The organism is Shewanella sp. Pdp11 (genome assembly GCF_002838165.1).
Classification (GTDB): Bacteria; Pseudomonadota; Gammaproteobacteria; order Enterobacterales; family Shewanellaceae; genus Shewanella; species Shewanella hafniensis.
In genome coordinates this window covers 3,193,091-3,216,919 of record NZ_CP015194.1, presented here as the reverse complement: position 1 = coordinate 3,216,919, position 23,829 = coordinate 3,193,091, and the positions used below count along the sequence as shown (strand labels likewise).

19 protein-coding genes and 2 pseudogenes are annotated in these 23,829 nt (G+C 46.3%); 12 read left to right on the top strand and 9 right to left on the bottom strand.

The features are described from left to right. The first annotated feature begins 135 nt into the window (after positions 1 to 135). The gene (locus AYJ58_RS14260) at positions 136 to 1,293 is read left to right on the top strand and encodes a ribosomal protein uL16 3-hydroxylase (protein ID WP_106650627.1); all 1,158 of its coding nucleotides are present in this window, start codon (positions 136 to 138) and stop codon (positions 1,291 to 1,293) included. 174 nt (positions 1,294 to 1,467) lie between these two features. Here the strand turns inward: AYJ58_RS14260 and umuC are convergent, their stop codons facing one another. The 3 genes from umuC to AYJ58_RS14245 form a co-directional block, all read right to left on the bottom strand. Beyond that, complete coding sequence (gene umuC / locus AYJ58_RS14255; RefSeq protein WP_106650626.1) at positions 1,468 to 2,742, bottom strand: translesion error-prone DNA polymerase V subunit UmuC; 1,275 nt, start codon at positions 2,740 to 2,742, stop codon at positions 1,468 to 1,470. Continuing rightward, the gene (gene umuD / locus AYJ58_RS14250) at positions 2,739 to 3,158 is read right to left on the bottom strand and encodes a translesion error-prone DNA polymerase V autoproteolytic subunit (RefSeq protein WP_106650625.1); all 420 of its coding nucleotides are present in this window, start codon (positions 3,156 to 3,158) and stop codon (positions 2,739 to 2,741) included. The genes umuC and umuD overlap by 4 nt, the downstream gene beginning before the upstream one ends. A gap of 285 nt (positions 3,159 to 3,443) precedes the next feature. Next, positions 3,444 to 4,835, bottom strand: a complete 1,392-nt coding sequence (locus tag AYJ58_RS14245; protein WP_106650624.1) for an SLC13 family permease — start codon at positions 4,833 to 4,835, stop codon at positions 3,444 to 3,446. 80 nt (positions 4,836 to 4,915) lie between these two features. Between AYJ58_RS14245 and AYJ58_RS14240 the strand changes: the two are divergent. Next, positions 4,916 to 5,618 (top strand): annotated as a pseudogene (locus AYJ58_RS14240) (AraC family transcriptional regulator). Between the two features lie 108 nt (positions 5,619 to 5,726). On the opposite strand, the gene AYJ58_RS14235 reads toward AYJ58_RS14240, so the two are convergent. Together AYJ58_RS14235 and AYJ58_RS14230 are read right to left on the bottom strand one after the other, a co-directional pair. Next, the gene (locus AYJ58_RS14235) at positions 5,727 to 8,315 is read right to left on the bottom strand and encodes a glycoside hydrolase family 15 protein (RefSeq protein WP_106650623.1); all 2,589 of its coding nucleotides are present in this window, start codon (positions 8,313 to 8,315) and stop codon (positions 5,727 to 5,729) included. A 158-nt stretch (positions 8,316 to 8,473) separates the two neighbouring features. Next, positions 8,474 to 10,144, bottom strand: coding sequence for an MFS transporter (locus AYJ58_RS14230; protein WP_106650622.1), 1,671 nt, complete (start codon positions 10,142 to 10,144; stop codon positions 8,474 to 8,476). Positions 10,145 to 10,699: 555 nt separating this feature from the next. Between AYJ58_RS14230 and AYJ58_RS14225 the strand changes: the two genes are divergently transcribed. The 3 genes from AYJ58_RS14225 to AYJ58_RS14215 all read left to right on the top strand — a co-directional run bounded on the left by AYJ58_RS14225 (position 10,700) and on the right by AYJ58_RS14215 (position 13,219). Then, a complete protein-coding gene (locus tag AYJ58_RS14225) occupies positions 10,700 to 10,993 on the top strand; it encodes a YciI family protein (protein ID WP_106650621.1) in 294 nt (97 codons plus the stop codon). A gap of 135 nt (positions 10,994 to 11,128) precedes the next feature. Beyond that, a complete protein-coding gene (locus AYJ58_RS14220) occupies positions 11,129 to 11,998 on the top strand; it encodes an alpha/beta fold hydrolase (RefSeq protein WP_106650620.1) in 870 nt (289 codons plus the stop codon). A gap of 213 nt (positions 11,999 to 12,211) precedes the next feature. Beyond that, entirely contained in the window at positions 12,212 to 13,219 is a 1,008-nt protein-coding gene (locus AYJ58_RS14215; RefSeq protein ID WP_106650619.1) for a class I SAM-dependent rRNA methyltransferase, read from the top strand. Positions 13,220 to 13,372: 153 nt separating this feature from the next. On the opposite strand, the gene AYJ58_RS14210 is transcribed toward AYJ58_RS14215, so the two are convergent. The 3 genes and pseudogenes from AYJ58_RS14210 to AYJ58_RS14200 all read right to left on the bottom strand — a co-directional run. Next, on the bottom strand, positions 13,373 to 13,822 hold the full coding sequence (locus AYJ58_RS14210) for a carboxymuconolactone decarboxylase family protein (RefSeq protein ID WP_106650618.1): 450 nt from the start codon (positions 13,820 to 13,822) through the stop codon (positions 13,373 to 13,375). 37 nt (positions 13,823 to 13,859) lie between these two features. Next, the gene (locus AYJ58_RS14205; RefSeq protein ID WP_106650617.1) at positions 13,860 to 14,804 is read right to left on the bottom strand and encodes a helix-turn-helix domain-containing protein; all 945 of its coding nucleotides are present in this window, start codon (positions 14,802 to 14,804) and stop codon (positions 13,860 to 13,862) included. A 375-nt stretch (positions 14,805 to 15,179) separates the two neighbouring features. After that, a pseudogene (locus AYJ58_RS14200) lies at positions 15,180 to 17,078 on the bottom strand (glycoside hydrolase family 97 protein); the annotation flags it as partial. 497 nt (positions 17,079 to 17,575) lie between these two features. On the opposite strand from AYJ58_RS14200, the gene AYJ58_RS14195 reads away from it, so the two are divergent. From AYJ58_RS14195 to AYJ58_RS14175, 5 genes are all read left to right on the top strand, one after another. After that, on the top strand, positions 17,576 to 19,066 hold the full coding sequence (locus tag AYJ58_RS14195) for a SulP family inorganic anion transporter (RefSeq protein WP_106650616.1): 1,491 nt from the start codon (positions 17,576 to 17,578) through the stop codon (positions 19,064 to 19,066). Between the two features lie 34 nt (positions 19,067 to 19,100). Further along, positions 19,101 to 19,955 (top strand): universal stress protein, encoded by an 855-nt coding sequence (locus tag AYJ58_RS14190; protein ID WP_106650615.1) that lies wholly within the window; start codon positions 19,101 to 19,103, stop codon positions 19,953 to 19,955. A gap of 90 nt (positions 19,956 to 20,045) precedes the next feature. Next, entirely contained in the window at positions 20,046 to 20,378 is a 333-nt protein-coding gene (locus AYJ58_RS14185) for a TraR/DksA family transcriptional regulator (protein ID WP_011787803.1), read from the top strand. A 506-nt stretch (positions 20,379 to 20,884) separates the two neighbouring features. After that, positions 20,885 to 21,541, top strand: coding sequence for a hypothetical protein (locus AYJ58_RS14180; protein WP_106650614.1), 657 nt, complete (start codon positions 20,885 to 20,887; stop codon positions 21,539 to 21,541). Between the two features lie 2 nt (positions 21,542 to 21,543). Next, a complete protein-coding gene (locus AYJ58_RS14175) occupies positions 21,544 to 22,374 on the top strand; it encodes a patatin-like phospholipase family protein (RefSeq protein WP_106650613.1) in 831 nt (276 codons plus the stop codon). Positions 22,375 to 22,445: 71 nt separating this feature from the next. Here AYJ58_RS14175 and AYJ58_RS14170 read toward each other — a convergent pair whose 3' ends face one another. After that, complete coding sequence (locus tag AYJ58_RS14170) at positions 22,446 to 23,066, bottom strand: recombinase family protein (protein ID WP_106650612.1); 621 nt, start codon at positions 23,064 to 23,066, stop codon at positions 22,446 to 22,448. Positions 23,067 to 23,235: 169 nt separating this feature from the next. Here AYJ58_RS14170 and AYJ58_RS14165 point away from each other — a divergent pair, with 169 nt between their 5' ends. Further along, the gene (locus AYJ58_RS14165) at positions 23,236 to 23,496 is read left to right on the top strand and encodes a type II toxin-antitoxin system Phd/YefM family antitoxin (protein ID WP_011638898.1); all 261 of its coding nucleotides are present in this window, start codon (positions 23,236 to 23,238) and stop codon (positions 23,494 to 23,496) included. Further along, positions 23,496 to 23,807, top strand: a complete 312-nt coding sequence (locus AYJ58_RS14160) for a type II toxin-antitoxin system RelE/ParE family toxin (RefSeq protein ID WP_106650611.1) — start codon at positions 23,496 to 23,498, stop codon at positions 23,805 to 23,807. Before AYJ58_RS14165 ends, AYJ58_RS14160 begins: the two co-directional genes overlap by 1 nt. Positions 23,808 to 23,829 lie beyond the last annotated feature (22 nt).

The window sequence follows — 23,829 nt, the reverse complement described above, 5'->3', positions numbered from 1 at the left end:
AATACGTTAGTAAATTCACTATCCCATTGGCGCTGACGAAAGACTTAATGCTTTGTTGATCCGGTCGAGCTTTCTTGGTTTCGCTTCCTGTTAGCATTTGCTGCTATGAATAACAGTTTGCTTTGTGAGTAACCCATGCAACTCGATATAAACGGCTTAACGCCCGCGCAATTTTTAGCTGAATATTGGCAGAAAAAACCTTTGGTTATCCGCCAAGGATTCAAACATTTTCAAGATTTAGTCTCGCCCGAAGAATTAGCGGGCTTAGCCATGGATGAGCTGGTGGAATCTCGAAGGGTGTACCAACAAGCTGGCCAATGGCAGGCGGAATTTGGCCCCTTCGATTCCTACGATCATCTCGGTGAACGGGATTGGACTCTGATCGTGCAAGCCTTGAATAACTGGGTGCCCGATGCGGAAGCCTTGATCCAATGTTTTGATTTTATTCCGCGCTGGCGTTTAGATGATGTGATGGTGAGTTTTGCGACGCCAGGTGGTGGCGTGGGGCCGCATATCGATCTGTATGATGTGTTTATTTGCCAAGGTTCGGGACGTCGCCGCTGGCGCGTAGGCGATCTGGGGCCGCACAAAGAGTTTGCCGCCCATCCCGCTTTGCTGCACACCGAAGCCTTTGAACCGATTATCGATACTGAGTTGTTGCCCGGCGACATCCTTTATATTCCCCCTGGATTCCCCCATGACGGCATAACCTTAGAACAGTCTTTAAGTTTTTCAGTCGGTTATCGCACAGCTTCCGCCAAAGATATGATAAGTGCTTTGGCCGATCATTTGTCTGAACAGGATTTAGGCGCACAGCAGATTAAAGATCCAGACCGCGAGCTGACCACCCGCAGTGGTTGTGTCGATAATCGCGATTTAGGGCGGTTACGTACCCAACTGACCAATATGTTGACCGAGGAACTGGTGAGCGAGTTTTCGGGCCGCTATTTAACTCAATCTAAATGCGCCCTCGATTTACCCGATGAGCCGTTGGACATCACGCAAGACGAAGTGCTCGCATGGCTCGATGAGCAGCCGCTTATTCGCCTCGGCGGACTGCGCTGTTTGTATTTTGATATCAATGTGGGACAAGGCGTTGTCTATATTAATGGTGATAAGTATCAGCTTTCAGCCGAATTGGCTGCAGTGATCCCACTACTATGTGATAGCAATCAGTTAGATAAATCCTCCTTAGCGCCTTGGTTAGCCCATGCTGACTTACTCACGCAGCTTACCGAGTGGGTGAACCTAGGCTACTGGTACTTTGAAGATCTCAGCGATGAAGAGTGTTAAGGCGGAATGAGACAAAGCTTGATGGATTTAACTAGCACAGTGTTAGAGAGATGGGTTTAGGCCGCTAAGCCTATCTGATTAATTTCGTTCGAAGTGCATCGCTTCGCTGATTAAAGTTAATCAAGCGCATCAAATGCGATTCACAAACGGTCATTTAGCCACTGGATTTGTTGATTATTTCACTATGGGTAATTGTGCCCATTGGGTGGTGTAACGAGGGGAAAGCTGCTCACGCTTCATTCCCCAAGTCGGGTCAATACCTTGTCCTGCAAACCAAATTTTTCCATGACCGCTGTGGTTCACTTTATCGAGTAACTGCATCAACTCTTTGCTTTTAGGCCTAGGCGTGACGTCATCGAATAATCCGAGCTGAAACACGCCTGCACCAAAAAAATCCCCTAACATAACCCCTGCTTTTGCATAGGCATGACCTTCACGCCAAATGCGTTGTAGTAGGCTTTGGCCAAGGGTGACAAAATCACGCGTGTCATTGCTGGGGCGAACTAAACTGCCCGACAGTGATTTGCTGTACTGGGGAGTTGCATCGCTAAAAGGGCTAGTACGCACAAATACTGACATCGCTTTAGCGTACTGGCACTCGGAGCGCAGTTTTTCACAGGCCCTAAAAGTGTATTCATTGATTGCCTGTTGCATCGCTTCTAAATTATCAATACGACTGCCAAAGGACCGGGAGCTGATAATTTGTTGCTTAGTGGCGGCGACCTCTTGTATGTCATCACAGGCAATGCCGTTAAGTTCGCGTACCGTGCGCTCAACGGTGACCGAAAAGGTGTCGCGGATAAGCTTGGGATGCGCATCCGCCAATTGCAACGCGGTATTTATGCCCATGATGTTCAAGCGTTTTGTAAGCCTACGGCCTATTCCCCAGACTTCGTCGACAGGGATAAGCGCCATCAGCCGTCGTTGGCGTTCACGGTCGCGCAAGTCAACCACGCCCCGCGTCGCGGGATAACGTTTCGCGGCATGGTTTGCCAGTTTAGCGAGAGTTTTTGTCGGTCCAATGCCGACGCAAACACTGATCCCAATCCACTGTGGTATTCGTTGATAAATATCAAGTGCAAGCTGATGAATATCAATGCATTTATCGAGACGAGAAAGATCTAAAAACGCTTCATCAATACTATACACTTCTACTTTCGGTACCATTTGCTCTAAGGTGGTCATCACTCTGTTTGATATGTCGGCGTAGAGGGCATAGTTAGAGGAGAATACCGCAACCTGATGCTGGCGGAGTTGGTTTGCGATTTGATACACAGGCACCGCCATCTTGATGCCAAGGTGTTTTGCCTCTGCCGAGCGGGCGACGACGCAGCCATCGTTGTTGGATAACACCACAATCGGCCTACCAATCAAATCTGGCCTAAACATCCGCTCACAGGAGGCATAAAAATTATTGCAATCGACGAGGGCGAATAGTGAGGACGTCATTTGAGCTTTTTCACCACGTTGGTCACCACTCCAAAGATGTTTAACTCAGACTCATCATTGATGGCAATCGGGGAGAATAAGGCATTACGTGGCAGCAATTGCACCACAGGGCGCAGCTGTAATTGCTTTACGGTAAATTCACCGTTGACTGCTGCGACAACGATATCCCCGTGTGCCGGCTGTAATGAGCGATCCACCACCAAAATATCACCGGAGAAAATCCCCGCGTCGATCATCGAATCCCCTTGGACTTTGACAAAAAACGTGGCGGCAGGATGTTTGATGCATAACTCATTGAGATCTAATGTTTGTTCTACATAATCTTGGGCAGGTGACGGAAATCCTGCGGCAATCAAGGAGCTAAATAACGAGAGCTGATATTGGGTATGTTTGGCGAAGCGGCCTAGGATCATCATAATAAATCACAATATACTGTACGTATGAACAGTATAGTCTAACAATGAAACTTATCGAAAGAATTTATGTGGGGAGAGTTCTGTTATCGACCCAAGCGTAAAGATGCACTTGTTGTACGCTGTGTGCTGATCGTATGCGCTGTAGAGTGATGAGTGTCGAGTGCTGGATAATTGATGATGCCTGCTCTAAAGCCCCCTTGGCTACGTCAATATCACCAAGGGTGAGTGTTACGTCAATTTGATTTAGTTAACGTACTTTAGTTAATCCGTTTTAGTAAACGCAATTTAGTTAATCCAACCGAGCCATAGCCACCATAGATAATCCAGTGGGATCAGTGCAATGAGAGTGATTGCCGCTAACGGTAAGGTGAGGCGAAGTAGTTTAGTTAAGGGCTCTTGGGATAATTGCATCGCCAAAATCAATGGGGCAACCTGATAAGGAAAAATCACGGTTGAGAAACCGATCACCTGCGTCATTAATACCGCTGGGGTGGAGAAGTCAGTTGCATTGGCAAAATCTGCCGCCATGGGCGACAACACAGTCGGCACACCTGGAACCGTTGCCACTAATCCCGTTAGCGTCGCGATTAACGATAACGACATAAAATTCAGGAACGATGCCCCTTGCTGCAAGGGTAGCCATTCACTGAACAGTTGACCTAGCGCAGTGCCGAGCCCGGAATGATTGACCAATGCCCCCAGACCTAAGGCCGCCGCGACAAAAATGACGGTCGACAAATCCACCGAACTATTAAAACTCTTAGGCTCAAGCACTCCCCATTTGGGGAGCAATAACAAGATAGCTGTGGTCAGTCCAACCCACGCCGGATTGATCCCGTGCAGCGAGTCAGTCACCCAAAACACTAACGTTATCGCAAGTAATACTGTGACTTTCTTTTGCATACTAAGGTTATAAGCTTCTGTTTCAATAATGCGTTCAGGCTGGTTGTTATCAATTTTTGCAGGAAATAGAAAGATAACTAGCGCCACAATCAATATCGATTTGAGCAAACCAAGGATCGGAAAATGCAGTAAGAGATACTCGGTATAACCAAAATGGATATTGAATAGATTCTCACTGGAACCCGCCAATATCATGTTGGGAATATTCGCGGGCAACACGGCAAAACTGGGCATGTTGCACGCCAGTGCCAAGGCGGTCGCAATGCCTATCCGTCCATGGCTACCACGAGCAAAACCGACTTGCTCAGCTAACGCCATACCAATAGGCACCAGTACCACTGCACGGCCAACGGATGAGGGCATCACAAAGCCAAGCAGCACGGCACTAAAGACCAAACCCGCAATCAAGCGTGGATAACTTGAGGTCAGTATGGGGGCAATCAAACTGGCCATTCTGCGACTTAAGCCAGACTGAGTGATGGCACTGCCGATCACAAACCCCGAAATGATTAACCACGCCGCAGTTGAGCCGAATCCTGAAAAAAGCACACTCGGCTCAATGAGTTTGAAAATAGTGGCAAGGGCAAAAAAGATTAATCCCGCCATAAATGGCGGGAAGAAACCTGTGCTCCAAAACATCAAGGTCACTAATACTACGCCAGCGCTGTAGGAAAACACCGCGGAATGCTGACTCAGCGGAAAAAGCGCAAGTAAAGTAGCGATCAACAGTGCACTGAAAAACGCTAGCTGTTTAACGCCAATAAAACGTTTCATACTTACCGACCTATTGGGTTGAATACGTAAAAGATGCCTACTAAGATAGCTGACTTAGTTTGGCGTTTTAAGAGGGTAATATGTCAAAAAGTGTTTCTAAAACGACATTGTTAACGCCCAGTGATGTGGCGTTTATCATAGATGCCAATCGGCCCGTGCTGACCCATACTCGCAATATGGCCGGTCTGGATCCCCTGCAATTTGCCCCATCAAGTGAACAGCGAAACCCACGCCCATACTCGCAATATCTATATTGATCCTAGCTATGGCGTTAGGCCACAGGATACGCAAGTGGTGATGGTGACTATGACAGCGCTGATGCGCGAATTAGTGCTTAAACTTTGTGAAAGTTCACATCTTATGGACAGTGGACAACTGCATCGGCTGGGTTTGGTTGCCATTGATGAACTCCAAACGCTGGACAGTGTGGGTGCCCATTTACCCGCGGGTTCAGATCCAAGACTCAGTCGCTTAATCCAAATGCTAGTTCGGCAGCCGAAAGTGAATTACTCACTGACCGAGTTAGCCGAAATGGGCGGCGCGAGTGTGAGAACGATTGAGCGACTATTCAAAGCTGAAACTGGGCTCACTTATCGACAATGGCGGCAAAGGTTTCGTTTGTTAAATTCGCTTGAGAGCTTAAGCCAAGGGGAGAGCACGACTAGGGTGGCCCATAGTCTAGGTTATCTGAGCGTCAGTAGTTTCAGTGCCGCCTTTAAAATGCAATTTGGTTGCACGCCGCAAGATTACCCGCAGCATAAACCTATGAAAAGCGGGCGCTAAATCAGGCACAATAAAACCGTCTATAAAAAGGCTAGAACAACATCTAGGATGCTGTTCTAGCCTGTAATTTATCAAAGTATTGTTAAGCTAATTGGCTATTTCAACTTGTTATTTCAATGCCGCTGGGACGATAGGGTAGTTATCCCAGACTTGGCCGTCGGTCATCGATCGCACCAGTTTGATGTATTCGGCATGGGTCCAAGCGAGCGGCGTGGCCGAGTTGGTGCCTTGTCCGAGTTGGTAATGGTAGCGAGTGGTATCGCCGACACCGTCCCACGCTTGCTCGGGTAACATCATGCCCGCATTCGCAAAGGTTTCCATGCCCTGCACATAGGTGTTGATCAACTGCTGCTTGGTTTGCTGGGCGTTATTGCCTGTTAGCTCACCTTTTGCTTGGGCGAGTGCTAGCTCAAAATGACCGCGCTCGCCGGTGAAGAAGGGCCAGACTCGGCCGCGTTGATCGGCGCTGTTGCTGCCGGATTCTGCGTAGTTATTGCCAGAAACCGTATCCTCACCGTAGCCGTCGTTGCCATAACGTCTAAAGCCGGGGATAGTGCTGCCATCTTTGGCGGAGAACTCGTATTTTATGCGTAGGTTGTGCTCAAGCTCTGTATTATCAATTAATTGAAGGCTTTGATTGATGAGCTTATCAGTTGCACCGCGCACGCCATAACGCACCAGTTCTAAAAATCCGCCATCGAGGATCTGACGTTGATCTAAACCTTGCTTACCGTTATTTGCCGCCAGCGTATCGCTAGTATTTGGCTCGCCATTCGGGCTTAAACGTAAATAGTAAGGCGTGCTGACTCCGGTGCTGTTCTTCAATAGCCCTTGGGTGGTGACTAAGTGTTTTTCTAAGCTATCACTTAGGCCTTTGGCGGCGGCAAGATAACGACTACTGGAGTCGGGATCCTTGGCTTCTTTGGCGATGTCACTCGCGGCAACAAGGCCGGCAATCACGGCAGCCGTTGTTGAGGGGGAGTAACCCGCTTGTTCTTCCCAACGTTCTTGCTGGGTTTTAGGCGGGGTGATTTGGGTGTGATTCCAATCCAGATTGACCTCACCGCCGCTGATCAAAAAGTCCGCTGCACCTTTGAGCATCTCTTGATACCAGTGACTGATCTCATCATGGCTGAGCACGCCCGCTTGCCAGAGTTTCCAACCGAGCATAATCGGCATGGCGGTTTGATCGAGCTGCACGCCAACCCATTCAATTTGGCCATCCACATGGGTCTTTTGTAGGAACCAACCGGGCGTACCCGTAAAGCCGGGCGTCTTTTCGGTCACTTGCACTTTTTTCAGGTATTCGAAGGCCACCTTGGGCGTTTGCGTGTCACCCATGGCGAGGAAGGCCATGGCGCATTGGTAAAAGTCCCGTGGCCATACCGCTTTATAACCAGTGCTCGGCACGGCTGCCGAAACCGTATCGCCCCAAGGATTGGATAACGAAGCGATAAGTGCGCCCGCATAGGTTTTATCTTCCTGCGCTTTCAAGACCATAGCACTGGTATACAGCAGCTTACCGCTATCTGTGGTGTTGTTGGCCATGTTAGCGATGGCGGGCAGTGAGCTTAAGTAATCATGCCAGCCGATATGGGTGGCATCGCCTTTGTAGGCGCTGAGCACTGCATCATAACCTGCGGCCAAGCTGGCATCGGCATTGGCTAAACTCTGGGTTTCATCTTTACCAAAACCGATGGCGAGATTAAAGGTGACGGGTTTGGCTTTGATGAGCGTTGGGTAGCTCGCGGTAAAGGCGATATTACCGACGGTCGATTTATCCTGCGCACTGGTCGTTTGATAGGGCGTATCGAGTCTGCCGTTATCGGCCAAATCGGCTAGGCCATCGGAGACGCCGACAAAGCCAGTGGTTGCCTGCACAAAATTGAGATCGGATTTCACCGTCATCACGCTGCTGTCTTTGGCTGCGGTATAGGCCACCAGCGCCTGATTGCCAGTATGAGTGTTGGCATGATTGTCAGTATGATTATTAGCATGAGTATCGATGCGTCCGATATCATTAGCGCCCGCGTTGTCGATATGCGGATTGACATACAAATGCGGCGTAATGCCGTCTTCAAAGGCGGTAAAAGTGACGCGCATCATTAGGGTGTCGCGGTCGGGATCGGTAAAGATATGCTTTTCAATCTGATACTTACCTTCAACATCTTTATTGATAATTTTATAGGCAAGGGATTGTGGGCGACCGTTAGCATTGGTATCTAAATATTCTATGCTGCTGATGGTGTTATCTTTTTCGGTATCGACAAAGCCATTGCCCGTGATCACAAATTGCAGTTCTTTGAGCTGCGCATTGTGAATAAGGCCATACATGGTTTCGGTTAAAATACCTTGGGCGAGGGAGAACCAGACGCGGCTAATGGGATTGTGCTTGGCATCTTGGTATTGACCTTGGGTGTAAGTCTCGTAAGACGTCCCAATACCGGTTTTACCCGAAAATGCCCAAGTCGGCGCTTTACCCGGTGCGCCGGGAGCAACCTGCTGCACATGTGATGCGGCATTGACACTTGTGCTCGGTGTTGCTGAATCCGATGTGGGTGAACAGGCTGTGAATCCTATTGTCCCTAATAGACTTGCGGCGACGGCAAGCGCTAGGCGGCTGCGCCTTGTTAACGTTTGCGCGTGACGGGTTTGGCTGGTGTGCAGATCCTGCTGCGGCGTAGGACTCGATTCCATCTCGTTCTCCCCAAATAATGGTTATATTTTTATAGTGATTGGATTGATAAAAAGGCTTCATGCTGCGGTGAATCGCCAATGGGGCGAGTTCACCGCGCTTCACATATTGGATGTATATCAGCTAACTGTTGGCCACATTTTGTGCTTAGTGATGTTTATCAATTAACTTTGTTTACGGCTTTTGCGCTTAAGGGCGTGTTGCCATTCAGGCCAGCACTTTGCTCATTTTGAACCACAATTTCTTGCTCGACAAAAAGCACGGCAATACCGGCGCACATCATCAAGACGCCCCCCGTGATCAGTGCATAAATAGGTTGACCATCGAACAAACCATTGAGTATTAAACCCAGCACACTGGCGGCAAGAAGCTGCGGGATCACGATGAAGAAGTTAAAAATCCCCATGTAAACGCCCATTTTCTGCGGGGGTAACATGCCAGACAACATGGCGTAGGGCACAGATAAAATGGACGCCCACGCAATACCGACACCTATCATCGGCAGCCATAACAGGCTTGGGTCTTTAATAAAGAAGAAACTAATCAAACCTATACCGCCACAGAACATATTGACTGTGTGGGTCAGTTTGATGCCGATACGCTTAGCCAGCATAGGAATAAAAATCGCGGCAATGGCGGCAAAGCCATTGTAGGAGGCGAACAGCACGCCGACCCAATCTGCGCCGTCGTTGTAGGCCTTAGACAACACATCGCTGCTGCCAAAATGATAGGACGTCACGGCAGACGTGGTGTAAATCCACATGGCAAACAGTGCAAACCAAGAGAAAAACTGCACAATCGCCAGTTGATGCATGGCTTTGGGCATATGGAATAAGTCATCGACCACGCTAAATACCATGCCGAGCTTATGGCGTTCAGCGGGTTGCGAATTGCCTAAACGCAGCGCGCAATACAGTTGCAATGGACCAAAGGCGAAAATCCCTAAGCTTAAGATATACAGTTGCTTGTCTAAATCCTGCGCCCAAATAGCGAAGGTGAGCAGGGCGCCGAGCCCCATCCACACGAAGGACGCAAATTGATATTTTTTTGCGCTGCGGATACGGGCTAAGGTTTCATCCTCAGCATCGATTTGTTTAGCATTAAAGGTGGCCAACTCTTCGGGAGAATATTCCCTTGTCGATACGACAGTCCAAGTGACCGCGAGCAATAACACTGTGCCACCGAAATAGAAGGCATAACGCACTGAGTCGGCAATCTCACCCGCTGGTGCGGTATTCGCGACATTAAAAAAGTGAGTCAAAATATAGGGTAAAGCTGACGCAACCACAGCGCCAATGCCGATAAAAAAGCTTTGCATAGCATAGCCTTGGGTACGCTGGCTTTTCGGTAAATTATCACCGACGAAGGCGCGAAATGGCTCCATGGCGATATTGATCGAGGCATCCATGATCCATAACATGCCCGCGGCAATCCACAGGGTAGGCGAGTGCGGCATGATAAAAATGGCGAGAGTAGTAAAAATCGCACCAATCAAAAAATAAGGGCGGCGGCGGCCAAGGCGTCCCCAGGTTTTATCGCTTAAATAACCAATAATAGGTTGAACCAACAAACCCGTTAGCGGCGCGGCAATCCACAGTATGGGGATCTCATCGATAGAGGCGCCTAAGGTTTGGAAAATGCGGCTGACGTTGGCATTTTGCAGGGCAAAACCAAATTGAATGCCTAAAAAGCCGAAACACATATTAAAAATTTGCCAGAAATTCAGCTCAGGTTGTTGCTTGAATGAATGCGGCGCCTGAGGCACGACAGCTTGATGCTCTTGTTGATGAGGCTCTTGTTGACGGCTAGCTGGTTGATGATTCGAAGACATTGAACTTCCTTTCTGTTGCCGGCAGTATTTCTGCCTTGAGTGCTTATTGTTTTAATTGTTTTGCCGAGCAATGGATGGTTTCGCACATGCTATGAATGCGTCTGCTTTGTGAAAAAATGGCGAATATACCTCTCCCTCAGAAGCATATTCGCCGATAAATTCATTTCACATTTGGACTTAACAGCTTAATTAAAACGAGTCAGTCCAAAAGAATGGCTCAAAGCCAGTCAGTAGAAAGAACTTAAGCCTGATAGTAATCCTTGTATATAACCCTATCAGAAACGACCTCACACATCTCAAACCCCACAAGCAGAGGGCGAAACGAGCGGATTTATAGTAGCCTTGCCTTGGTTTTAGGTACACCGCTTACATACGTATTCATCATGGGTTGATAACCACACGTAAACAGAGGTGCAACCTGCTGTTGACTGTTTTTAACTTTGCTGGAGGCTAAGTTCATTTGACACTTTAGGACCGCACTATATATTAGGACCGCACTATATAGTCAGCAGGGGGCGAACCCTATGCCCCAAACTTGTGAATAAGAGGATACCTATGTTTGTTGTTTCGCTCACCTATAAAAAAACGATTGCCGAAGTGGAGTTACATTTAGCCGCGCACATTGCCTACCTTGATGAGAATTATGCTACAGGGACTTTTATTGCCTCGGGTCGCAAGGTGCCTCGAACCGGCGGCGTTATCCTCGCGAAGGCTGACAGTCGCGCGGCGCTAGAGGCCATTTTGCAGCAAGATCCGTTCTGCATTGCCGATGTTGCCGAGTTTGAGGTGATAGAGTTTGTGCCAACTAAAACCGCGCCCGGATTAGAGTCGTTAATTGAAGTGATTTAATGACTTTTTCAGATCGTTGTAGAGACTGATATCGACAGCTAGATTTCGTAGCTTGAGCGGAAGGTGCCTAGCGGCTGAGATTGGTGCGATTGAATCCGTTGAACTAGTACAGTGGGGCGCGATAAGTAGGATTTGATGGATCAAATTTGGACTGAATTACAACAGGCTAAGGTTTTTAAAACCTTTTCTTATACTGGTGAAAGCGTACATTTCTACCATGCCAATGGTTTTGCATTAGGTGTTTATGCGCCCTTATTGGCCAAGTTGCAGCAAGCGTTTAGCCTTAATGCACTCGAGTTAAGGCCGACATGGCCCGATGTTGGTTTGCCGCCAAAGCGCCGAGATTGGCAGCTCTATGCCGATGATTTGATCTTGCATATTGAGCGGCATTGCAGTGCGCCAATTGTCGGAATGGGTCATTCGATGGGAGCAACCAGTACCATTCTTGCCGCTAACAAAAGACCCGATTTGTTTAAAGCCCTGATACTTATTGAACCTGCAATGGTGTCGCGCCCTATCGCTTGGTTTGCCAAGTTAATGCCTAAATCATTAATGAATTTGACCGCGCCCGCCAAAAACACCTTAAAGAAGCGCGATGCGTGGGAAAGTCGTGAGCATTTCCTTGAATATTGCAAAATGAGTAAGTTATACAAACGCTTTGATGATGAGGCGTTTGCCGCCTTAGCCCAATTCGGGGTTTATCAACACAATGATGGCCAATTCACGTTGAAGTTTCCTAAACGGTGGGAAGCGCATAATTACACCCAGCCGCCGAATGTATTATCGATATTGCGGCAGATAAAGCTTCCCTGCGTCGCTATCCGAGGGAAACCGTCAGTGTTCTTTTCTGAAGCGACTTGGCAGCGTTGGCAACAACTCACGCCAAACACAGTGTTTTTAGAAGATCAGCGATATGGGCATCTGTTGCCGTTAGAAGATCCCTCTGCCTGCTTAAGCCTTATCCATCAAGGACTCAGTGAATTGAATCGCAAACGGGAGGCATAGGTGAGTTTGAGCATGCATTGAGCCGTAACGACTAAAGCTAAAAAGTGAATGAAGGCAATCAAGCTAGGTCGTTGTCCTACTATGCACTTTTTAAAGCCTGTTTTTCGCACTGGCAGGGTGAATTTATCCGATATTCTGAGTGCTAGTTTGTTATTATGCCGTTTTCCTTCTTGAAACCTTACGCAGGTTTCCGCTGCGCGAGTCCCGCTTTTTATGTCTATTCAAACGCTGTTATCGACGGCTCTGGCGAAACGCCATGATTTTTTACAACAAGCAGAACAGGATCAAACCGATTGTTTTCGGGTATTCCATGGCACAGTCGAAGGCGTGAGTGGCTTGAATGTCGACCGTTACGGCGATACTTGGCTAGTGCAGAGTTTTCATCAGACCCTAACCGACGAAGAGTTAGCCGATGTGAGTGCCGTTTTGCTGCAACAGGCCGATTTGCCGATTGTGTATAACGACCGCTCATTAGGTCATTCCCGGGTATTGAACGCGTTATCACCCGCACTGACAGAGATTGCAAGTGCTGAGCGAGTGATGCAGGAAAATGGCATCAAGTTCAGCACTAAACTGCGCCACGAAGGGCAAGATCCGCTGTTATTCCTCGATATGCGTATTGGCCGTGAATATGTGCGGGCACACAGCCAAGATAAAACCGTGCTGAATTTGTTTTCCTACACCTGCGGTATTGGCACTGCGGCAGCCATCGGTGGCGCGACTCGGGTGATGAACGTCGACTTTTCTTCCTTTGCTTTAGCCACGGGCAAGGCGAATGCGGCGTTAAATCAGGTGTCCAATGTGTGTGAGTTTGTGCAGAGTGATGCGTTTCCGGCCCTGCGCCAATTGGCTGGTTTGAGTGTGGGAGGGCGCCGCAATCAAAAATTACCGAGCTACCCAAAATTGCCGCAAACCCAGTTTGATCTGGTGTTTCTCGATCCACCGCGTTATGCCAAGAGCGCTTTTGGTATTGTCGATTTGATCAATGATTATCAAGGGTTATTTAAGCCCGCATTAATGGCGACCAAAGTCGGCGGCACTATCGTTTGCTGCAACAATGTGGCGAAAGTCGAGCGCCAAGCTTGGTTCGACAGTTTAGTGCGCTGCGTTGAAAAACAAGGCCGCAGTGTCACAGCGCACACTTGGCTCGATCCCCATGAGGATTTCCCGTCATTCGATGATAATCATCCACTTAAAATTGTCGCGCTGACCTTAAGCTAACGGCATAGCAATACGAATGGTATAGTGATACGAATGGTATAGTGATACGAATGGCATAGTGATACGAATGGCATAGAGATACGAACGACACAGTGATATCAATAAGCAGGGCACCCGATGCGGTGCCCTGTTTATTTGTCCATTGATTTGCCGCTAGATGGGTTGCAGGTGGAAGGCAATCGCGACGCGGTTCCAGCCATTAATGGCAATGATTAAGCTGGTGAGGTCGACAATTTCTTTCTCGGAATAATGCTCAGTAAGCGCCGCATACTGACTGTCATGCACGGGCGCAGTAGCAACTTGGGTTAAGATTTCTGTCCAGAGCAGCGCTGCACGTTCCCGTTCATTAAAGAGTCCATCGACCTCGTGCCAAGCGGCAAGTAAATCTAAACGCAGCTGTTCTTCACCGTCGCTTCTGGCTTCTTCTGCGTGCATTCGTTGACAAAACGCGCAGCCATTGAGTTGCGATGCTCTAAGCTTGACTAAATGCACCAGTAATGGCGAAAAGTGGGAGTCGCCGGCTGCTTTGTCTAAGCTTAACAGTGCGTTGGCGAGTGCGGGTTGTAGCTGATAAATTTGCTGGCGTGGTATACGTTCTGACATAAAAGCCTCCTATAAGCTGAGGCTTCAATCTAAGCGGTTAGCGCGACCTAGGATTGGAGATTTGCGACATTTTACGCTTTTTGTATTGTCCTGGTGTTTGCTGTGTCACCCTTACAAAGTGTTGATGTAGATGGGCTTGGTCGTAAAATCCGCAATCGAATGCGACTTGCACTAGGCTGAGGTTAGGTGATTGGCTGAGTAAGTTTCGGGCGATTTTGACTCGGTTTAATTGCAGTAACTGCGCCGGTGACAATCCGGTTTCTTGTTTAAATCTTCGTTCAAACTGACGGCGACTTAAGGGCAGTTGCTTATAGAAATCCTCTAAACTGGCTTGGGTTTGAATAAGCTTTGGTAAATTCGCTTGCACTAAGCCAACCATAGCGCTTTTATGTCGAGTTAACATCGCAGTAAATTGCCGCAGGGAGAGTTGCAACAACCAGTGCTCAAGTAGGGCGATGCGTTGGGCCGGCTGATTAGTTTCCGCCAGTTGCGATAACAGTTGCTCCAATCCAGTTAGCTGCAATTGCGTCGCATCAATAGTCGTCACTGATGAAGTAGACAGAATATCTTGCAGTTCAATGCCGAGTAAATGAAACGCGCCGCCGGGGTGAAAGCGAACTGTCATCAGCTCGATTCCTGGCAAAAAGGCGTGGGAATGTCGGCTCTGACCACAATGAAACAATACTTGAGGCTCTTCGCCGCTGAGCGTTTGAGTCAGTGTTTGAGTTGGCGTTTGAGTCAGTGTTTGTGTTGGCGTTGGGAAATAGAAATGCAGGCTAGTGCCGCCGTCAGGATAAAATGTCTGCTCAATGCTCTGCGGTAAATCAGTCGCTACGCGCAAATGAAAATAGCGCTGCACCCAAGGGCGAAGTGGCGCTAAGGGTTGAAAATGGCTGAAGCCTAAGTGCGCGAGTTCAGTCTCGAAACGCTTAAAGCTGCGCATTTCTAATAAATTTGCCCTATATCGCAAGCTGAGCACCATAAGCAAGTAAAGTAAGGTCAGATTAATCTAACTGAGGCATTTTTGCACCTGTGTTGGTTGTACGCATTCGCCTTGGACTTGGACTGGCATGGTCTGTCTACGATGTGGGTGAGTTTGCGAGGGCATTTACAGGCTGTTTATTCGGTTTATACCGATTTGTCGGCCAATGAGCACGAACTGAATTTAGGCCAACATCAACTAAGTCGTTTCGAAGAGGGTTAACTTTTACGTTTGTATTGGGATAAATAGGTGTTAGTTGGCGATAAAAAATCACCAAGGACAAGGTGCATCCTTGGTGACTTTCTATTTTTTACTCTGTATTTTCACACTCGCTTAAGCATTTAAGTTAATGCGCTGAACTGAACACGATGAAATCTAAAGTGCTTTAAAGCGTATTGCCGTACCGCCACTGCTGGCTAGTGTGAGGTTTAGGCTATCTTTAGCACCCACCTCTTTTGTTTCTATCACATAATCATAGGGGTTGGTTTTCCAATCGGCGTTTGCGCCATCGCGGTAAATCTGCGCTTGATAACGTTTCTTGGGATCGAGGAAATCCAGTTTGACCGTGACCTTGCGTGCGGTTTCATCTGTGAGTGCACCTAAATACCAATCACCTTGATCCTTCGCTTGGCGGGCAAAGACCACATAGTCGCCGACTTCACCGGCAAGTGCGACACTCTGATACCAATCGGTGGGCACATCGCGGATAAATTGGAAGGCATCTAAGTGCTTTTCATAATTGCGCGGTAAGTCTGCTGCCATTTGGATTGGGCTATAGAGCACAACGTACAGGGCGAGCTGTTTGGTCAAAGTGGTTTGCACACGGTTTTCTGCATCCAATCCCTTAGGGGCTAAGTCAAAAATCCCCGGAGTAAAGTCCATTGGACCCGCGAGCATACGGGTAAAAGGTAACATGGCCGTATGTTCAGGGCTGTTTGGTGGGCTACCCCAAGCATTGTACTCTTGGCCGCGGGCACCTTCGCGGGCGAGCCAGTTCGGATAGGTTCGGCGCAGGCCTGTGTCTTTGATTGGCTCGTGGCTATTGATGCTGATATGGTGTTTCGCGGCTTCAGTGACGCTTTGCAAATACTCGCCGACCATAAACTGTCCATCGTGCCATTCGTGACGGGTGATGCCGTTTTCATCGATACGTTTGATTTGTCCGCCGTCAGCCACATAACCGGTTTTGACTTGGGTCACGCCATGTTTTTCATACAGGGCGAAGGCATCAGCCATTTGATCGCGATAATGTGTGGCTGAACCTGCGGTTTCGTGGTGGCCGATTAAACGCACCCCTTTTTTCGCGCCGTAGGCGGTGATGGCGGGCAGATCGAAATCGGCATAGGCCTTGGTAAAGCTAAATTGATCGCCATTGTGGAACCAATCGCCGTCCCAACCTTCATTCCAACCTTCTACCAATACACCATCAAACTGATATTTAGCGGCAAAATCCATGTAGCGCTTTGTTTCACTGGTGGTAGCGCCGTGGGTTGGGCCAGAGCCCCAGGTATTTTCGTTTAAGTGCATTCCCCACCAAATACCGACGTATTTCCCCGGTTTTACCCAAGTGACATCGCCGAGTTTATTGGGCTCATTGAGGTTAAGGATAAGGTGCGAGTTGAGCAGTCCAGTCGCGTTGTCGGCAATTTGAATGGTGCGCCACGGCGTATAAAACCCCACTTGGGTTTTGACACGAATACCATCGGACCAAGGTGTGAGGTCCGCCTTAAGTTTGCCATCGCGCTGTTGATCTAAGGTCATGGCGGCAAAGTCCACCAAGGCGGCCTCGTGAATACTTAAGTGCGTTCCATCTGCGAGTTTAAAGGTGAAGGGCGTGTGGACTCTATCGACGTCTTTAAGCGCTGTGGTGCGATACAAATATTCGTAGCGATTCCAGCCGCGGGCAGGGATCCACCATGCTGTGGCTTTATCGCTCTGGCCGACATTGAACTCGGTTAACTCGTCTGTGATGGAGAGCGGCGAATTGGCGGGCAGGGCGGCTTGTTGGGCTAAGTGATAGCGAAAGCCAATCCCATCGTCAAAGGCTTTAAACTCGACTTCGAGTTGCACCTTGCCGTTACTTAATACCGCGCTCAGTTGATTGTGCTGATCGCGGATCCATTCCTGCTCGCCCCAGGGTTGTTGCCACTTTTCATCAGCACTTTTTTTCTCGCTGCTGTTAATCTGTAATCCTTGACCGAGTTCGCCAAGGGATTGAAAAACTAAGCCTAAGCGGCTCGGTTCTATGACTGTTTTGCCGTGAAAATCGATTTTGGCTAAATTTGCCCAACGCGCCAAAAATGTAAAGTTAGCTTTATAACTAAGCTCTTGAGCTAAATTAAGCCACTGTTTTTTTTGCTTTTAATGTGGAATTTATCTGGTTACGCTCATTAACACTGAATTTAAGTCGTTACAGCTTACCGGATCATAGTTAATCTGATTTTGGTCCTTTGACTTTCAACGACCTGAACGGTATCCTTACCTAACTCTATATTGTGTTTCTGTATATAGCCAAAAATCAAAATTTTACTCATTTTAACTGTTGTAAGGATAATTTCTGTAATGAGCTTTAAGCCACATTAGTTTAACCCCTTCATTTTGGATCGCTCAGATCCGTTCGTAGTATCTACCCTTCGGTAGCTTTTGTTGTACCTCCATAAATCTAATAGTGATTCGTCACGTTGACGATAAAAGCTCTTGTCTTTGCACATCTGTGTATATGGCTTGCGTTAGCTTTTGTTATTGATTTAATTTTAATCAGAGTGAGTAACATGATTCAAACCATGAAAAAAGAGTGGTTCTCCAACATACGTGGAGATCTGTTAGCCGGTATTGTAGTAGCGCTGGCGTTAATCCCTGAGGCGATTGCCTTTTCAATTATTGCAGGTGTCGATCCTAAGGTCGGCCTGTATGCTTCATTCTGTATCGCAGTCGTCATCGCGTTTACAGGTGGTCGTCCTGGCATGATCTCTGCGGCAACGGGCGCTATGGCACTGTTAATGGTGACCTTAGTGAAGGAACACGGCCTCGAGTATTTACTCGCGGCGACCCTATTAACCGGTGTACTGCAAATTGCTGCGGGTTACTTAAAACTCGGTAGCTTGATGCGTTTCGTCTCCCGCTCTGTGGTGACGGGCTTTGTGAATGCGCTGGCGATTCTGATTTTTATGGCTCAGTTGCCCGAATTGACCAATGTGACTTGGCATGTCTATGCGATGACGATTGCAGGCCTTGGCATTATCTACTTATTCCCACTCATCCCTGTGATTGGTAAATCTTTACCTTCACCGTTAGTCTGCATTATAGCGTTAACTGTGTTTACGGTTTATATGGGTGTCGATATCCGTACTGTCGGTGATATGGGGCAACTGCCTGATACGTTACCTATTTTCCTCTGGCCTGAAGTGCCATTGACCCTTGAAACTCTGATGATCATCTTTCCTTACTCGGCAGGACTTGCCGTGGTGGGTTTGCTGGAATCCATGATGACCGCCACCATAGTCGATGACTTAACCGATACCCAAAGCGATAAGAATCGCGAGTGTAAGGGCCAAGGTATTGCCAATATTGGCGCGGGGCTAATGGGCGGTATGGCAGGTTGTGCCATGATTGGTCAGTCAATCATCAACATTAAATCGGGTGGTCGCGGACGTTTATCATCCTTCGCCGCAGGTGTTTATCTATTGGTGATGGTGGTGTTTTTAGGTGAGTGGTTAAAGCTTATTCCTATGGCGGCACTGGTTGCCGTGATGATCATGGTGGCTATCGGCACATTCTCTTGGGATTCTATTCGTAACCTTAAGCATCACCCAATGTCGACCAACTTTGTGATGGTAGCGACGGTTGTGGTGGTGGTCGCTACCCATAACTTAGCGATTGGGGTATTTGTAGGGGTATTACTCGCGTCCCTGTTCTTTGCTAATAAAGTGGGCCGTTTTATGGTGGTCAAAAGTGCAACGACTACTGTTGACACAGGACGTTATTATCAGGTTATTGGGCAAGTCTTTTTTGCCTCGGCAGATAAGTTCAGTAATTCATTTGATTTCAGGGAAGTGATTGATAAGGTCACTATCGACTTATCTCAAGCGCATTTTTGGGATATTACGGCAGTATCGGCCCTCGACAAGGTGGTGATTAAATTCCGCCGTGAGGGGACTGAGGTCGAGTTGATTGGCCTAAATGAAGCCAGTGCCACCATAGTCGATAAATTTGGGGTGCATGATAAGCCTGAAGAAGTCGAAAAAATGATGTCTGGTCACTAAGCCATTAGCAACACAACAAAAAAGGAATAAAACGATGACAAATGTGATTGCCTGTATCGACGGTTCAAATGTGACACCCGCCGTATGTGACGCCAGTAGCTGGGCTGCAAATCAACTGGATGCGCCAGTGACGTTATTGCATGTATTGGATAAGTCAGCTTATCCGATAGAGTCGAATCTATCTGGAAATATCGGCCTAGGAACGCGGGAGCACTTACTTAGCGAGATGGTTGAGCTTGAAGAACGTCGTGGCAAACTCGCCCTCGAGCAGGGTAAGTATATGCTACAAGATGCAATGGCTCGTATTGTTGAGAGCCAACCTAATGTCGTTGTTGCGACTTTGCAGCGTCATGGCGACTTAGTTGAAACCCTGCTAGAACAAGAATCCCATGCCAGACTGGTGGTAATGGGGCGTCAAGGGGAGCAACATCAAGATCAAGCGCAGGCCATTGGCAGCCATCTAGAAAACGTCATTCGCACAGTTAAGCAGCCTATTTTGGTGGTGATGACTGAGTTTGAGGCACCGAAACGATTTATGATTGCCTACGATGGCAGTGTGACCGCAAAAAAAGCCCTTAATCAAGTGCTAACAAGTCCACTCTTAAAAGGGCTTGAATGTCATTTGGTGATGGTGTCTGATGCTCAATCACAGGCGACAGCAGAACTGGCGTTGGTCGCGGAGTCTCTGATGGCGGCGAATTTCAATGTGGTTACCGCTGTTTGTCAGGGAGAAGTTCAAACGGCTCTTGAGATCTATCAACTTGAGCATCAAATCGATCTTATGGTGATGGGGGCCTACGGCCATTCGCGGATAAGAGAGTTTTTTGTGGGAAGTAATACCACAAAGATGATCAGTAAAAGCCATATCCCATTATTATTATTGCGTTAACAGCTATTGATATTGCACTAATCAGTATCTAAGACGCTGATTAGTGCATAGTAATAGAGATAGGTTCTGACGCTTAAGTTTGGAGGTGAAATGAACGAGCAGCTAAAGCAACAACTGCATTTACAGTTACAGCAAATGCTGGAAAGTTTGTTAGCGCAGATTGCAGCACAAACGAGTGATGTGCAAGTTGTCGAACTTGACCAATCACGACTCGGACGCCTTTCACGTATAGATGCATTGCAAGGACAGCAAATGGAATTAGAAACTGCCAGACGCAAGCAGCATCAGTTACAAGTTATTGAAGGTGCATTATTGCGCATAAATAGCGATGAATATGGCAGCTGTTTTGTCTGTGGTGAAGATATCGATTTGAATCGGCTTATGTTTGATCCTACCGTGACTCGCTGCATTAACTGTTCGTAGAAATATTAATGTTAGGCTAAGGCACTTTAGTTTAGTGCAATGGAATTATGTAATGTGTTAATTTTTGTATTAATATGTTCAGATAACTGCATTTTATTTACTAAATATTGGGCATCATCCGTTATTCAGAAATATGTAGAATAGTGGTCGTTAAAGAGGAGACTAAAAATATTGACGATATCTTTATGTGTCAATAAAGGCAGAACGTTTTATGATATTTTTTGTTATGTAAATTTAGCTAAAGCACTATTTATTCCATACACTACTTGATGCGTAAGTCATGTTATTTACATATTATCAAATGGTGATATAATTAATTATTCTAAATCAAATTGAGTATATTTAAGCCAATGTAAATTATCGCCATATCAGCTCAGAACCTCTGAGTATTAACTTATTTCGATTGTTAGTGAAATAAGTGATGCTGGTATGCGTGTACTTGAATTTTACCATTTCACTTATCTTCATTAGATATTTAATAACTTTTATTTTATTAAAGGGTCTCGATGAACGAACAGGATATAGAGCTTTATCACTATATGTTAAATATAGAGCTTAAGCGATTTCTTAATAAACTTATTTTCTCAAATAGAGGTGCCAATAAGTTTAGTGATTTTATTGTCAAAGAATTCAAAAGGTTGAGGCGCGAAAGAAAAATATCTCTATCAGGGTTAAAGCATTTTTATAATGCATTTTCACCTGATAAAAATGGGTTTGAAGTTCGTTGGAATCAAAGGCTGAATCGTTATCGAGATATTTATCATCATAACTCAAAAGTGCACGGTCAAACATCATTTGAGCGTTTGAATGGTTTTCTTTTAGACTTAGCACGTTACCAATTTGTAATCAAAACTGAGCATGAAGATGAGATTGAATTTAGTGCGTCAGAATCTCCAAATGTTTTATCGTTAGGTTTTGTTGGTATTCATAAAGACCAAATGCAAAACTTACTATTTGAAAAGAAAGAAATCATATTAACTTATTATATTGGTGACAGTGGTACTAAAGGTGAGTCTATATTACTCTACCTTCTTCAAAATTATGGATTTAATATCGTTTTAGAACAACAACGGTCTCAAATAAGACTCGCACACGGTATATTTGCTTACGTATTCATTGAATCGTTCCATGAAAATCTCAGTTATTGTGTGGGAGAACATTGAAAATGGGATATAAAATAAAAGCATTAGTTGTCGAAGGTGGAGCCATGCGTGGCATTTTTGCGGCAGGAGTACTTGATACTTTAATCGCTTACAATTACTACGATTTTGATTTCAGTGTTGGTGTTTCAGCAGGTTCAACGAATTTAGTGGGATATTTAAATAAGCAATTAGGTCGGAGTGAGAAAATAATTAAACATTATGCAACCAGTGATAACTTCATCAACTTAACGCGTTTTTTTAAAGGTGGACACTTATGTGATGTGGAATGGTTATGGCGTGAGTCTTATCATAGTGAACCGCTGAATAACCATCTTTTCACGCCTCTTTGGGTGGTCACAACGAGTGTAATATCAGGTAAAGCTCACTACTATAAGATGGTTGACCAAAATCTCAACCATGCGGCTATTATTGCTTCTTGTGCCATTCCACTGGCCTATCGTGACTATCCTATTGTAGACAATATACCAATGACAGATGGTGGGATTGCTGATTCAATTCCGGTTGAATTTGCTTATAGGCAAGGAGCAAGAGACATAACCGTCGTGTTATCAAGGCCACATGGATATCGAAAAAAATCAGCACATACGTTACGCTGGCTAACATCTCTCGCTAAAAGATACCCAGCACTTTATCAAGCAATGCTGAATCGCCATATACATTATAATCGTACATTGGCTTTTATTGATTCCCCACCTATTGGTTGCAAAATTCGCGTAATATCCCCACCTAAGTCTTTCCCTGTAGGTCGATTTACCCGATCACAAGAAAAACTTGACCTCGGATATCGGCAAGGTTTAAAAGCAGGAATGCGCTTTTTAGATAAGGGAAATTAATCATACTTTGATGTTGCGTTAATACAGTAAGGCTAATTTGAAACGTCCATACATACAATAGTCAGTATCAATCACGCTTTGTCTTTTCCATCACCTCGTAGCGCTTCAACAACTATCGAGTAGGGGGAAACAATTGATTGATTAACTGAATTTATTGCCCGATAAATAGAGGCTTCTCCAAGGTGATACTCCTTGGCGAGTTGCCCAATAGTGGCCCCCTCAGCTCTTTTATCATAAATCGCTTGTTTTAAGGTGTCCGTAAGTTTTACGGGTCTGCCAAATTTAACTCCATTTTCATGTGCTTTTGCGATACCTTCAGCCTGCCTTTCTGAACGCAAGTCATTTTCAAACTCAGCAATAGCAGCCAACATATTGAACATAAGTCGCCCAGTCGAAGTGCTCGTATCAATGTTCTGATCGATAACGAGTAAATCTATCCCTTCACGTTGGAAACGCGAAGCAATCTGGGCTAAGTGGATGACTGAGCGAGCAAGACGATCAAGTCGGGTTACCACTAGAGTATCCCCTTCACGTAAATAACTCATGCAAGATTGAAATTCAGACCGTTCAGCCGTCCTCCCACTGCGTTTTTCTTGATATATCTTATTGCACTCAGCTCGATGCAGTTTGCTGAGCTGCACTTCTAAACTTTGACCCGTGGAACTCACTCGAGCATAACCAACTCTGGACATAAATTACCATATCTCTATAAAGGTTTTGATAATGTACTTATGATAGTAGTTTTGATAGACAATAACCAGAGCTATCAAATAGTATACTTTTTGATAAGGTGCATTTTTGACTTTTATCGCCCAACTGGTGTAAATTGAGCGAATCGAACGATTCGTTTAAAGGTGATAAATGAACACTCTTTCAGCCAATGAAGCAAAAATTCACTTTGGAGATTTGTTGCTCAAAGCTCAACAAGCTCCAATCCAAATTAATAAAAATGGCAAGCCTGTGGCCGTTGTGATTTCAGCTGATGCATACCAAAGTATCGAGACACTAAAATTACATTTGCTTCAATCCAAAGCGGTGAAAGCCATGACTGACATCAAAATGGGCAATTTGGTTGATGGTAATACCTTTTTTGATGAGCTGGCCGCAGGGCAGTATGACTAATGCCGGTAACTTATCATTTAACGCCCGATGCACAATCTGATCTGATAGGTATTCACCGCTTTACGTTAGCCCAATGGGGAACGACTCAGTCGAAGACATATTTATCAGGACTTAGACAAACGATTCAGCTGCTGGCTGAAACACCCAGCCTTGGGAAAAATAGACCCGAGGTACGCATGAATGTGTTTAGCTTCCCTTATTCAAGTCATGTCATCTATTACATCCAACATGAGCATCAATTCGTTGTATTTGGGATCTTACATAAAAGTATGGTTCCACTTGCACATCTCGCGGAGCGGGAAATTATTTGATGTAGTGAAATAGGGGGTTCAC